The organism is Streptomyces sp. NPDC030820 (genome assembly GCF_055572075.1).
The window spans coordinates 402570-415711 of record NZ_JBVIEB010000009.1; the positions used below are offsets into that span (position 1 = coordinate 402570).

At 70.9% G+C, this 13142-nt stretch carries 10 protein-coding genes and 1 pseudogene; 8 read left to right on the forward strand and 3 right to left on the reverse strand.

The window, feature by feature from the left end:
* Positions 1 to 143: 143 nt before the first annotated feature.
* The 5 genes from ACZ418_RS26385 (at position 144) to ACZ418_RS26405 (ending at position 7140) form a co-directional block, all read left to right on the forward strand.
* On the forward strand, positions 144 to 2003 hold the full coding sequence (locus ACZ418_RS26385) for an ABC transporter ATP-binding protein (RefSeq protein ID WP_468367361.1): 1860 nt from the start codon (positions 144 to 146) through the stop codon (positions 2001 to 2003).
* A complete protein-coding gene (locus ACZ418_RS26390) occupies positions 2000 to 2431 on the forward strand; it encodes a hypothetical protein (RefSeq protein ID WP_468367364.1) in 432 nt (143 codons plus the stop codon). The genes ACZ418_RS26385 and ACZ418_RS26390 overlap by 4 nt, the downstream gene beginning before the upstream one ends.
* A 183-nt stretch (positions 2432 to 2614) precedes the next feature.
* Positions 2615 to 4660 carry a M4 family metallopeptidase gene (locus ACZ418_RS26395; RefSeq protein ID WP_468367367.1) on the forward strand — a complete coding sequence of 682 codons (2046 nt, stop codon included), beginning with the start codon at positions 2615 to 2617 and terminating at the stop codon, positions 4658 to 4660.
* A gap of 237 nt (positions 4661 to 4897) precedes the next feature.
* Positions 4898 to 6547 (forward strand): M4 family metallopeptidase, encoded by a 1650-nt coding sequence (locus tag ACZ418_RS26400; protein ID WP_468367370.1) that lies wholly within the window; start codon positions 4898 to 4900, stop codon positions 6545 to 6547.
* Positions 6548 to 6618: 71 nt separating this feature from the next.
* Positions 6619 to 7140, forward strand: a complete 522-nt coding sequence (locus tag ACZ418_RS26405) for a DUF1990 domain-containing protein (RefSeq protein WP_468367374.1) — start codon at positions 6619 to 6621, stop codon at positions 7138 to 7140.
* 417 nt (positions 7141 to 7557) lie between these two features.
* Here the strand turns inward: ACZ418_RS26405 and ACZ418_RS26410 are convergent, their stop codons facing one another.
* Together ACZ418_RS26410 and ACZ418_RS26415 are read right to left on the reverse strand one after the other, a co-directional pair.
* Positions 7558 to 8442 carry an RpnC/YadD family protein gene (locus tag ACZ418_RS26410; RefSeq protein WP_468367377.1) on the reverse strand — a complete coding sequence of 295 codons (885 nt, stop codon included), beginning with the start codon at positions 8440 to 8442 and terminating at the stop codon, positions 7558 to 7560.
* 32 nt (positions 8443 to 8474) lie between these two features.
* The gene (locus ACZ418_RS26415) at positions 8475 to 8834 is read right to left on the reverse strand and encodes an ATP-binding protein (RefSeq protein ID WP_468367380.1); all 360 of its coding nucleotides are present in this window, start codon (positions 8832 to 8834) and stop codon (positions 8475 to 8477) included.
* A 3-nt stretch (positions 8835 to 8837) separates the two neighbouring features.
* On the opposite strand from ACZ418_RS26415, the pseudogene ACZ418_RS26420 reads away from it, so the two are divergent.
* Both ACZ418_RS26420 and ACZ418_RS26425 read left to right on the forward strand, forming a co-directional pair.
* A pseudogene (locus ACZ418_RS26420) lies at positions 8838 to 9047 on the forward strand (Scr1 family TA system antitoxin-like transcriptional regulator); the annotation flags it as partial.
* Positions 9048 to 9055: 8 nt separating this feature from the next.
* Positions 9056 to 9259: a DUF397 domain-containing protein gene (locus ACZ418_RS26425; protein ID WP_468367383.1), complete on the forward strand. Its 204-nt coding sequence runs from the start codon at positions 9056 to 9058 to the stop codon at positions 9257 to 9259.
* Between the two features lie 3 nt (positions 9260 to 9262).
* On the opposite strand, the gene ACZ418_RS26430 is transcribed toward ACZ418_RS26425, so the two are convergent.
* Positions 9263 to 11881, reverse strand: a complete 2619-nt coding sequence (locus ACZ418_RS26430; RefSeq protein WP_468367385.1) for a glycosyltransferase family 1 protein — start codon at positions 11879 to 11881, stop codon at positions 9263 to 9265.
* 344 nt (positions 11882 to 12225) lie between these two features.
* On the opposite strand from ACZ418_RS26430, the gene ACZ418_RS26435 reads away from it, so the two are divergent.
* A partial coding sequence (locus ACZ418_RS26435) for a maltotransferase domain-containing protein (protein ID WP_468367388.1) occupies positions 12226 to 13142 on the forward strand: 917 nt, incomplete at its 3' end.

Genomic DNA, 13142 nt, shown 5'->3' on the forward strand with positions numbered 1-13142 from the left:
GGGGCGCAGGCTGCCGGCATGCGGAAGGGGCCCTGCGATGCCGGCGGCCAAGGAGCTGCATCGAGGGCGACCGGCCCGAGGCCGGACTGCCGGGCACTCGCGCTCCGGGATCTCGCGCCCCGGGACACGGAAGGGGTCGTACGGTGACGGCGGCTGAAGGTCTGTTGCCGGTCGCCGACCGGGCTCGGGTGCGGCGGGCCGTGCTGCGGCTGGTGCGTGCCGACGGACGGGCGTTCGTCGCCGCGCTGCTGCTGAACGCGCTCGCGGCGGGGGCGGGGCTGGTCGGGCCCTGGCTGGTCGGCAGGATCGTGGACGACGTGCGGGCCGGGCAGGGCGTCGGCGCGGTGGACCGGCTCGCGCCGTGGATCGTGGTGTGCGCGCTGGCCCAGTTGCTGCTGGCCCGGTGGGCGCGGTTCGTGGGGTACCGGTTCGGGGAGCGGACGCTGGCCCGGGTGCGCGAGGAGTACGTCGAGCGGGTGCTGGCGCTGCCCGCGTCCGTGGTGGAGCGGGCCGGCACCGGTGATCTGACGGCGCGCGGCACGGCGGACGTGGCGACCGTCGGCACCACGCTGCGGGACGTCGGCCCGGAGCTGCTGGTCAACACCGTGCAGGCGCTGTTCGTGCTGGTCGCGGTGTTCGCGCTCGACCCGCTGCTCGGGGCGTTCGGACTGCTCGGGCTGACCCCGATCTGGCTGGCACTGCGCTGGTATCTGCGGCGCGCCCGGGACGGCTATCTCGCCGAGGGCGCGGCCACGTCCCAGGTCGCGGAGATCGTCGCCGCTACGGCGAGCGGGGCGCGGACGGTCGAGGCGTTCGGGCTGGGCGATCGGCGGGTGGCGGCGAGCCGGGACGCGCTGGAGGAGTCCCGCCGTACCCGTTTCTACACACTGTTCCTGCGGACCGTGTTCTTCCCGGCGGTCGAGGTGACGTACACGGTGCCCGTGGTGGGCGTGCTGCTGCTCGGCGGCTGGCTGCACCAGCGGGGCGCGGTCGGGGTCGGCGCGGTGGTGGCCGCGGCGCTGTACCTGCGGCAGTTCACCGAGCCGCTGGACCAGATCCTGATGCGTGTGGAGCAACTGCAGAGCAGCAGCGCCTCGTTCGCTCGCGTGGAGGGGCTGGCACAGACGCCTCCGGTGCAGACCGCGGGGTCGGCGCAGGCGCCGCGTGGGGACACCGCGGGGCCGGCACAGGGCCCGCAGGGGGAGACCGGGGCCTGCTCCCCCGTCCCGGTCGACGACCGGATCGACGTACGCGGCGTCCGGTACGCCTATGAGCGCGGCGGCGAGGTGCTGCGCGGGGTGGATCTGACGGTACGGCCCGGGGAACGGCTCGCGGTGGTGGGCCCCTCCGGTGCCGGGAAGACGACGCTCAGCCGGCTCCTCGCGGGCATCGACCGGCCCGGCACCGGCACCGTGACGGTGGGCGGCGTGCCGGTCGCCGACCTGGGACCGGAGCTGCTGCGCCGCCAGGTGGTGCTGGTCACGCAGGAGCACCACGTCTTCCTCGGCACGGTCCGCGACAACCTGCTGATCGCCGAGCCGGTGGCCGCGGACGCCGACCTGTGGGCGGCGCTCGCGGCGGTCGGCGCCGACGACTGGGTCCGGGACCTGCCGGCGGGTCTCGACACCCGGCTGGGCGCGGGCGGCTGCGCCACCGACGGCTCCCAGGCCCAGCAACTCGCCCTGGCCCGGGTGGTGCTGGCCGACCCGCACACCCTGATCCTCGACGAGGCGACCGCCCTGCTGGACCCCACGACGGCCCGGCACGCCGAACGCGCCCTCGCCGCCGTCCTGGAGGGCCGCACGGTCATCGCCATCGCCCACCGCCTCCACACGGCCCACGACGCCGACCGGGTGGCGGTCATGGAGAACGGGCGCCTCACGGAACTGGGCACGCACGAGGACCTGGTGACGGCCGACGGCGCCTACGCGGCGCTGTGGCACACCTGGCACGGCGACACCGACGGTGACTCCAGCTCTCCCCTGGCGAACGGGCCTTCGTGATCTACGACGTCCTCGTCTCACGCCTGCTGTCCGCGGACGCCCTCGCGGAGTCGCTCGCCCGGTGCCTGGGCGTGCGGGCGGCGGACGTGGGTGTCGCCGACGAGCACACCGACCAGGAACGGCGCGACCGGGACGAGCTCGTGCTCTGCGGCATGGAGACGGTCGCCGGGGACGTGTCGTCGGTACTGGACATCTACGTCCGGGACTCGGTCCGACCGCAGCTGACGGAAGCCGAGTTCCTTGCCGCCTTCGCGCGCGGCGGACGCAGTCGTGCTCTACCCGGCCGAGTCGCTGCGCCCCAGCGCCTACTGGCTGGCGGCCCCGGAGGGGGCAGCTGGGGCCAGGGCGCCCTGGTGACGATTCCGCATATCGAACATGAACATCCGGTCAACGGACCATTTCCGGCCAAGTTTGTGACGCGGTCCTGACAGATGCGCTGATCCCCTGTCACTCTTCCCAAGCCGACTCACAGCAACCCCACAGTCACACCTGCTCGTGCGAGCCGGCCTGCACCTGGTTCCGCGTACCGCCCAGTTCTGCCCGGACGACCCCAACCCACCGTCCGGTCTCCCCTGGCCGTGCGACCAGCGGCCACGCAGAAGGAGTCAGTGTTGAGAAGCAGTTCCTCTCGCAGACGCACCCCCCACACCCCGCGTCGTACCGCCACCGTCGCCCTCGCGGGCGTCGCCGCCCTGATCGCCGCCGCCGTCCAGTCCGGCGCGGCCAGTGCCGCACCGGCCGAACCGCGGCCCGGCAAGGTGAATCCGGCCCATGTCGCGGTGAAGCTCACGCCCTCGCAGCGCGTGGAGCTGATACGCCAGGCCGACGCCACGACGGCCGCCACCGCCCGCTCCCTCGGCCTCGGCGCCAAGGAGAAGCTGGTCGTCAAGGACGTCGTCAAGGACGCCGACGGCACCCTGCACACCCGCTACGAACGCACCTACGCGGGCCTTCCGGTGCTCGGCGGCGACCTGGTGGTGGACAGCAACAAGACCGGCAAGACCATGGACGTCATCAAGGCCACCGGCGCCACCCTGAAGGTCGCCGGTCTCACCCCGGCCGTGTCGAAGGCCGCGGCGGAGAAGCAGGCCGTGCAGCGGGCCAAGGCCCGGGGCGGGACGAAGTCCGCCGCGGACAGCGTCCGCAAGGTGATCTGGGCGGCGACCGGCAAGCCCGTCCTGGCCTACGAGACGGTCGTCGGCGGCCTGCAGGACGACGGCACCCCGAACCGGCTGCACGTCATCACCGACGCCGCCACCGGCAGGAAGCTCTACGAGTACCAGGGCATCGAGACCGGCGTCGGCAACACCCGGTACAGCGGGCAGGTGCAGCTGACGACGACCCAGTCGGGCTCGACGTACACGCTGAACGACGGCGCGCGCGGCGGCCACAAGACCTACAACCTGAACCACGGCACCTCGGGCACCGGCACCCTGTTCTCGCAGAGCAACGACACCTGGGGCAACGGCACCAACTCCAACGCCGCCACCGCGGGCGCCGACGCCCACTACGGCGCGCAGGAGACCTGGGACTTCTACGAGAGCACCTTCGGCCGCAGCGGCATCAAGAACGACGGCGTCGGCGCCTACTCCCGCGTCCACTACGGCAATTCGTACGTGAACGCCTTCTGGGACGACGGCTGCTTCTGCATGACCTACGGCGACGGCTCGAACAACGCCGACCCGCTGACCTCGCTCGACGTCGCGGGACACGAGATGAGCCACGGCGTCACCTCCAACACCGCCGGCCTGGAGTACAGCGGTGAGTCCGGCGGCCTGAACGAGGCGACCAGCGACATCATGGGCACCGGCGTGGAGTTCTACGCCAACAACTCGTCCGACCCCGGTGACTACCTCATCGGCGAGAAGATCGACATCAACGGCGACGGCACCCCGCTGCGCTACATGGACAAGCCCAGCAAGGACGGCGGCTCGGCGGACAGTTGGTACGACGGCGTCGGCGACCTCGACGTCCACTACTCGTCCGGCGTCGCGAACCACTTCTTCTACCTCCTGTCGGAGGGCAGCGGCGCCAAGGTGATCAACGGCGTCAGCTACGACTCGCCGACCGCGGACGGGCTTCCGGTCACCGGCATCGGCCGGGACAAGGCGCTGCAGATCTGGTACCGGGCGCTGACCACCAAGTTCACCTCCACCACCGACTACGCCGGCGCCCGCACCGGCACCCTCGCGGCGGCCGGTGAGCTGTACGGCACCTCCAGCACCGAGTACAAGGCGGTGCAGGACGCCTGGGCGGCCGTGGCGGTCGGTTCCCGCTCCGACGGGGGCGGCGGAGGCGGTGGCGGCGGTACGACGTACGAGAGCAACACCTCCGTCGCCATCCCGGACAACGGGCCCGCCGTCACCTCGGACATCACGGTCTCCGGCAGGACGGGGAACGCGCCGGGCAACCTCCAGGTGTACGTCGACATCACGCACACCTGGCGGGGTGACCTGGTGATCGACCTCGTCGGTCCGTCGGGCACCGCCTACCGTCTGAAGAACTTCAGTTCCTCGGACTCGGCGGACAACGTGAAGCAGACCTACACGGTCAACGCCTCCGCCGAACCGGCCAACGGCACCTGGAAACTGAGGGTGCAGGATCAGGCCACCTACGACACCGGAACGCTCAACGGCTGGAAGCTGACGTTCCCGTAAATCGACCGCCAAATGCCCGGGAACTGGGCGCCGTTCGAGGATGCGGCACCCTCGGACGGCGCCGGTTAACACACCTGAAATGTTTCCCGGACAGTTGACTTCCGGCCAACATCACTTCGGGGACCTGACATGTACGCGTCCCTGATGTCACCCTTCCTTCACCCGCCGCAGAGCTTCACCCCACCTCTCCGGCCAGTAACCCCACGCTGACCGGACTCCCCACGAGAAGGAGCTTGCGTGACCCCCCGCTACACGCGTCACAAGCGCGCCACTCTGGCCGTCGCCACCGCCGTCGCCGCCGGAGCCCTGCTCTCCACCGGTCTGACCACCACCGCGACGGCCGCCGGCAAGAGCAGCCCGGCCCCCGGCGCCGCGCCGACCGCGCTGTCCGCCGCCGCCCGCACCTCTCTGATACAGAAGGCGCAGGCCGGCGCGGCCGAGACCGCGCAGCAGATAGGCCTCGGCGCCAAGGAGAAGCTGATCGTCAAGGACGTCGTCAAGGACGCCGACGGCACCGTCCACACCCGTTACGAGCGCACCTACGCCGGCCTCCCGGTGCTCGGCGGCGACCTCGTCGTCCACACCGCCAGATCCGGCAGGACCGAGGGCGTCACCAAGGCGACCAAGGCGGCCATCAAGGTGGCCTCGCTCAAGCCGCAGATCACCGCCGCCAAGGCCGCGCAGCAGGCGGTGTCCGCCGCCAGGACCCTCGGCTCCGCCAAGTCCTCCGCGGACGGCGCGCGCAAGGTGATCTGGGCCGGCTCCGGCAAGCCCGTCCTCGCCTACGAGACCGTCGTCGGCGGCCTGCAGGACGACGGCACCCCGAACCAGCTGCACGTCATCACCGACGCCGCCACCGGCAAGAAGCTCTTCGAGTACCAGGGCGTCGAGAACGCGACCGGCACCGGCAAGACGCTGTACTCGGGCACGGTCAGCCTCACCACCACCCAGTCGGGCTCGTCGTACAACCTGACCGACGCCTCCCGCGGCGGTCACAAGACCTACAACCTGGCCCGCAAGACCTCGGGCAAGGGCACCCTGGTCGCCAACTCGACGAACGTCTTCGGCACCGGCACCGCCTCCAGCTCCTCCAGCGACCAGACGGCCGCCGCGGACGCCGCCTACGGCGCGCAGGAGACCTGGGACTTCTACAAGAGCACCTTCGGCCGCAGCGGCATCAAGGACGACGGCGTCGGCGCCTACTCCCGCGTCCACTACGGCAGGAACTACGTCAACGCCTTCTGGGACGACAGCTGCTTCTGCATGACCTACGGCGACGGCTCCAGCAACACCCACCCGCTGACCTCGCTCGACGTGGCCGGCCACGAGATGAGCCACGGCGTCACCGCGAACACGGCGGGCCTGGACTACTCCGGCGAGTCGGGCGGCCTGAACGAGGCCACCTCGGATATCTTCGGCACGGGCGTGGAGTTCTTCGCGAACAACGCCTCCGACCCCGGTGACTACCTCATCGGCGAGAAGATCGACATCAACGGCGACGGCACCCCGCTGCGCTACATGGACAAGCCCAGCAAGGACGGCGGCAGCGCCGACTACTGGTCCTCGTCGGTCGGCAACCTGGACGTCCACTACTCGTCGGGCGTGGCGAACCACTTCTTCTACCTCCTGTCGGAGGGCAGCGGTTCGAAGACGATCAACGGAGTGACGTACAACTCCCCGACGTCCAACGGCTCCACGGTCACCGGTATCGGCCGCGCCAAGGCGCTGCAGATCTGGTACAAGGCGCTGACCACGTACTTCACGTCGACGACGGACTACAAGGCGGCCCGCACGGGCACGCTGAGCGCGGCGGCGGCGCTGTACGGCTCCGGCAGCACCGAGTACAACGCGGTGGCCGCAGCCTGGTCGGCGGTCAACGTCAGCTGACGCGCGCACGGCTGAGGACGGGCGGCACCCGGGGGGAGGACCCTCCGGGCGCCGCCCTACCCTTGTGACCCATGTCCTCGGCGCCCTTCACCTACGAGCCGGTCGGCGCGACCCGCGACGACCTGACGTACTGCCCGCCCGGCTTCCACCCCCTGCACGTCCGCACCCGCCTCGGCGAGGGCCAGAAGCTCTTCCAGCGCGCCGCCGAGGCGGTCCTCACCTGGGAGATGCACCGCGCCCTGGGCGTGGGGATAGAGGCCACCGCCGAGCGAGCGGCCCCCGGCGTGGACGTCACGGTCACCCTGGCCGCCCTGATCAAGGCCCCCTGCCGCATCATCTGGACGACCGAGGAACCCCGCCGGGCAGGCTGGGCCTACGGCACCCTGGAGGGCCACCCCGAATGCGGCGAGGAGGCCTTCGTGGTCGACCGCACGGGAGACGGCACGGTCTGGCTGACGGTGGCCGCCTTCAGCAAACCGGCCAAGTGGTACGCAAGGGCGGCCGGCCCGGCGACCCGGGGCCTGCAGCACGCGTACGCCCGCCGCTGCGGGACGGTGCTGCGCAGGCTGTGCGAGGGCCTGTCCGAGGCATGAGGTGACGGTCGCTGCCCGTCCGCGGCAGGAGGCGGTCCAAGATCGACGCAACGGTTGGCAGATCTGTTCCACCCAAAGGCTCCGTCGCCCAGCCAGACCTGCGCGTCTACTCAGCCCCCTGGAACGAATCTGCCAATCGTGGCACCGCCATCGGCAGCAGCCGCCGAACCCACCCGGCGTGCCTGCGAGACGCGACCGCGCCCCTGACCGACGGAACGCATCCAGCCGACCCCAGGGCCCGGTACCGGTCAGGGCCACTGCCCTTCCGGGCTGCTCGCTCGCTTCTTCCCCGTGGTGGAGCGAGGTGGGTCAAGGGTGGCCCGGAGGGCCATCGGCGAAGCCGACGCGCAGCGCCCTTGACGCACCTCGCGGAAGCACGACACTGGCCGAGAAGCGAGCGGCCCAACGGCTACTTGTTCACTCCTCCGTGAACAGCTCCGCCGCGTCCGTGGCGTGGACGGCTCGCTGGGCCCAGACCTCCAGTTGATCGAGGTCCGTGCAAGCCTCTACTCGCTCACGGACGGCGTCGGGCACGGGAAGCTCGCGCCATTCCAGGATGTGCAGGACCATCTCAGCCTTGGCCTCAGCCCGGCCTTGTTCCCGGCCTTCCGCGCGTACCTGCTCGGCCAGCGGGTGTCGCCAGAAGTACTGGATCGCCGTCATCAAATCCCTCCACATCTGCTTCGCCTGGGGGTCGGCCAGGCATGAGTCGACGAACTGCACGAAGACTGCGGCACTGTCCGGGTCGATGGTCCGCAGGGCGGCGGCCAGGGATTCCAGTATGGCCGGAGTCTGCGGTCCACGCCCGTGCGTCATGGCCGACAGCACCGCAAGGGGGACGTCCTTCTCGGCCTGCCGCTCGTCCGCGATCACCGGCACGTTGTCCGGGCCGAGCACGAGAGGCCGTACCGTCAGCGAGTGCCACTCCCTCAAGCCGAGCCGGATCGGGCGCGAGGCCCACTCCGCGGTCCTGCTGCTCTGGGTGATGACGATCAGCACCGGCTCACAGCGGTACTTCTCGTACAGGTAGCTCAGGTAATACGGCCAGCTGCCCCGCTTGCGGTCGTCCACCTTCCCCTGCGACTCCACCACCAGCAGATACGTGCCCTCGTCCGTCTCCGCCCGCAACAGCGTGTCCACCCGGCGCTCGACCGGTTCGATCTCGGTGAGGTCCACGTTCAGCGCCGCGATCTCCCGAGGCTCGGGGAACGGCACGCGCAGCACCTTCTGTAACGCCTTCGTCAGCAGCGTCGGATCCTTCTGGAAGATCCGGTGCAACGCCTCATGCGACGAGCCGACCATCAGCTCTCCTTTCCATCGCCGTGATCAACGAGCTACGCCGCCGCAAGTTCGCACCACACGAACTTCCCCCGATCCCCGAACCGAGCCGTCGGCTGCCACCCCCAGCACTCCGCACACGCCTCCACCAGCCCCAGCCCCCTCCCCTCCTCCAACTCCAGCTCCCCCACCCGCTCCAGCGGACGCGGCGGATCCGGCGGCGCCGGGTCGCTGTCCCACGCCCCGATCCACACCACCCCCTCCGCCGTACGCCGCACCCTCAACGCCGCAGGCCCCTTCGTGTGCCGCACCGCATTCGACACCAGCTCCGCCGCCAGCAGTTCGGCGGTGTCGACCAGCCCGATCAACCCGTGCAGGGTCAGGATCAGGCGCAGGGTGCGGCGGCACACCGTCACCGCTTCGCCAGACCCTCCAGCACGATGACGTACGTGGGTGGCCCCCTGCCCAAGCTGGACACCGTGGTACGGGACGCACCTCACGGTTCTGTCTTCATCGACTCGGAAGCTCAGCTCAGTACCTATCGAACGCGCTTCCGTAAGGTGGAGGCCGTATCGCTCGACCCAGACCGGTCGCGCGACTTCATCCACAAGCTGGCGCAAGAGCTGTGAGGCATCCCATGGACACCCCCGACAACTGGCGGAAGTCGTCCTACTCGGGCCCCGACGATGGCAACAACTGCGTCGAGATCGCCACCACCCCCACCCACACATCCATCCGCGACTCCAAGGACCCGGCCGTCGGCACCCTCACCGTCCCGGCCGGATCCTTCGCCCTCTTCGTCGAAGCCCTGAAGACAGCGCCGCAGCGCACCCCGCAGTAGCCCCTACCGCAACAACACCCCCGCCCCCTCCACCACCTCCTCCGACGGCACCGCCACCAGACCCAGCTCGGCGGCAGAGGCCAGCAGCCGGTGGGCCGGGAGAATGCGGACCGTGTAGCCGTACGGGCCGGTGCGGTCCAGGGCCAGCGGACCCTCGTACAACACGCGGCCCTCCAGATCCGGGGCACCGGTCGGCTTCAGGGGGACCACCGTCGCGTCCGTGATGTGGTCCTCCGCGTCCACCCGGCCCGACACCGCCTGGACCTCGACGTCGTCCGGAGTCAGCGAGCCGAGGGCCACCCGGACCCTGAGCCCCACCGTCGAGCCCAACTCCGCCGTGGCCGTCGGCGCTGTCGTCTCCACGTGGTCGACGCTCACCCCGGGCCAGGCCGCCCGGACCCGGGTCTTCCAGGCGGCCAGGTCGCTCGCCGTGTCCGGGGTCAGTGCGCGGTGGGCCTGCGCGGCGGGGACGTAGAGGCGGTCGACGTACTCGCGGACCATGCGGCCGGCCAGCACCTTGGGACCGAGCAGGGTGAGGGTCTGGCGGACCATCTGGATCCAGCGGTCGGGGAGGCCGGCCCGGCCCTGCTCGTAGAAGCGCGGAGTCACCCGCTGCTCCAGCAGGTCGTAGAGCGCCGCCGCCTCGATGTCGTCGCGGCGGTCCGGGTCCGTGCCCGCGCCGTCCGCCGTCGGGATGGCCCAGCCGAAGTCCGGCTGGAACCATTCGTCCCACCAGCCGTCCAGGACGGAGAGGTTGAGGCACCCGTTCAGCGCGGCTTTCATTCCGCTCGTCCCACAAGCTTCCAGGGGCCTGAGCGGGTTGTTCAGCCAGATGTCACAGCCGGGGTAGAGCTTCTGCGCCATCGCCATGCCGTAGTCGGGGAGGAAGACGATCCGGTGGCGGACCCGTGGGTCGTCCGCGAAGCGGACCAACTCCTGCACCAGGCGCTTGCCGCTGTCGTCCGCCGGGTGCGCCTTGCCCGCCACGACGATCTGGATCGGGCGGTCCGGATGCAGGAGCAGCTCCATCAGGCGGTCTCGGTCCCGCAGCATCAGCGTCAGGCGTTTGTACGACGGGACCCTGCGCGCGAACCCGATCGTCAGGACGTCCGGGTCCAACACGCCGTCGATCCAGCCCAGCTCGGCATCGCCCGCGCCCCGTTGCCGCCAGGACGCCCGCAGCCGCTCCCGCACCTCCAGCACCAGCTGTTCGCGCAGGGTGCGGCGCAGCTCCCAGATCTCCTGGTCCTCGATCTCCGCCACCGAGTCCCAGCGCTCGGAGCCGCCGACGGTCAGCGCGTCCTCGGCCCGCTCGGAGCCGACCTGCCGGGCGCCGAGCCGCAGCACCTCCGGGGCGACCCAGGTCGGCGCGTGCACCCCGTTGGTCACCGAGGTGATCGGCACCTCCTCGGCGTCGAATCCCGGCCACAGGCCCGCGAACATGTCCCGGCTCACCTGACCGTGCAGCAGCGACACCCCGTTGGCCCGCTGGGCCAGCCTGAGCCCCATCACGGCCATGTTGAACAGGTTCGGCTCGCCGCCGGGGTACGTCTCCATGCCGAGGGTCAGAATCCGCTGTACGTCGATGCCGGGCAGCTCGGCGTCCGCCCCGAAGTGCCGGGCGACCAGCTCCCGGTCGAAGCGGTCGATGCCGGCCGGGACGGGGGTGTGGGTGGTGAAGACCGTGCCGCCGCGCACGGCCTCCAGGGACGAGTCGAAATCCAGCCCTCTCTCGCACAGTTCGGCGATCCGCTCCAGGCCCAGGAACCCCGCGTGCCCTTCGTTGGTGTGGAACACCTCAGGCTCGGGGTGCCCGGTGAGCCGGCAGTACGTCCGTACCGCCCGGACACCCCCTATCCCGAGCAGCATCTCCTGCAGCAGCCGGTGCTCGCTGCCGCCGCCGTAGAGCCGGTCGGTCACCCCGCGTTCGCCGAGGTCGTTCTCCTCCACGTCCGAGTCGAGCAGCAGCAGCGGCACCCTGCCCACCTGGGCCAGCCAGATCCGGGCGCGCAGCGCCTTGCCACCGGGCAGCGCGAGCGAGACCTGCGCCAGGGCGCCGTCGGTCTCCTTCAGCTGGGTGAGGGGCAGCTCGTTGGGGTCGAGCACCGGGTAGTGCTCCTGCTGCCAGCCGTCGCGGGACAGGGTCTGCCGGAAGTACCCGTGCCGGTACAACAATCCGACACCGATCAGGGGTACGCCGAGATCGCTGGCCGCCTTCAGATGGTCCCCGGCCAGGATGCCGAGGCCGCCGGAGTACTGGGGCAGCGCGGCCGTGATGCCGAACTCCGGGGAGAAGTAGGCGATGGCCGCGGGCATGCCGTCCGCCTGGGTCTGGTACCAGCGGTCGCCGGTCAGATAGTCGTCGAGGTCGTCGGCGACCGCGGTGAGGCGGCGCAGGAAGCGCCGGTCGGCGGCCAGCTCGGCCAGCCGCGCCGGCCGTACCCGGCCCAGTATCCGCACCGGGTCACCCCCGGCGGCGGCCCACGCCTCGGGGTCCACGGACTGGAACAGATCGCGCGTTTCCGCATGCCATGACCAGCGCAGATTGCGCGCCAGGTCGCTCAGTGGTCGCAGAGGTTCGGGGAGAACGGGACGGACGGTGAACCGACGGATCGCCTTCACACTTCCACCTCGGACGCGTTGCGGAGTGAGACGCACGGCGCTGTACGTCTCGTCGTCACCCTCGACGGTAGTGGGTTACCCGGGGGTCGGTGGGGACGCGTCCGGCGGGGGTGTCGGGGCGTGGGGAGCCGGCCTGCGGGCATCCGGAAATGGGGGCCGGTGAAAGGGGCCGGTCTTGTGGGTGGACATACGCGGGAGTAGTTAACAAAGTTCCGGATTGCCCACCCGAACAGGGTGGGAAGGCTCCTCCGGTACGAACCCACAGGCGTCCCACAGCACCTCCGCAGGACCCACCTCACCACATCCATCCGCCCACACCCACGTTGACGCGGACAGGAGCGGTCATGCCCGCCACGCACCATTCGTCAGCACCCCCGACAAGCAGCAACGCCTCGGCAGCGGCAGCGCCGGCCGAGCCGGCCGAACAGGCCGAACAGGCCGAACAGGCCGAACAGGCCGCGAAGAAACCGGCCAGGCGACCGGCCAAGAAACCGGCCAGGCAACCGGCCAAGAAAACAACGGGCAAGAAATCCGTAAAGGACGCCGCCGACGTGCCCGGCCCCGCCCAAGCCCCGACCGGTCCCCCGGACACCGTCATCGGCCGTATCCCCGTCCTCGACGTACGCCCCGTGGTGCAGCACGGGCGCAGGCCGGCCAAAGCGGTGACCGGTGAGTCGTTCGAGGTGTCCGCCACCGTCTTCCGGGAGGGGCACGACGCCGTCGCCGCGAACGTGGTGCTGCGCGACCCGGCCGGCCGGCCCGGGCCGTGGACGCCGATGCGCGAACTCGCCCCGGGCACCGACCGCTGGGGCGCCACCGTCACCGCGGGTGAGCCGGGCCGCTGGACCTACACGGTGGAGGCCTGGTCCGACCCGGTCGCCACCTGGCAGCACCATGCCGGTATCAAGATCCCGGCGGGCATCGACACCGAACTGGTCCTGGAGGAGGGCGCGCGGCTGTACGAGCGGGCGGCCGACGGCATCCCGGAAGGGCAACGGCCGGTCCTGCAAAACGTCGTGTCGGCCCTGCGGAACGAGAACCGGCCGGCCGTCTGGCGCTTCGCGGCGGCGCTGGCACCGGAGGTGAAGGATCTGCTGGCCCGTCATCCGTTGCGGGAGCTGGTCACCGCCTCCGATCCCATGCCGCTGCTGGTGGAGCGGGAGCGGGCCCTGTACGGCTCCTGGTACGAGTTCTTCCCGCGCTCGGAGGGCACGGCCGAGCAGCCGCACGGCACCTTCCGCACGGCCGCACGCCGGCTGGA

Excerpts from the sequence above, each read along its gene's own strand:
- ACZ418_RS26405 (WP_468367374.1), top strand. The coding sequence starts at position 6,619 with ATGTCCTCGGCGCCCTTCACCTACGAGCCGGTCGGCGCGACCCGCGAC.
- ACZ418_RS26410 (WP_468367377.1), bottom strand. The coding sequence starts at position 8,442 with ATGGTCGGCTCGTCGCATGAGGCGTTGCACCGGATCTTCCAGAAGGAT.
- ACZ418_RS26425 (WP_468367383.1), top strand. The coding sequence starts at position 9,056 with ATGGACACCCCCGACAACTGGCGGAAGTCGTCCTACTCGGGCCCCGAC.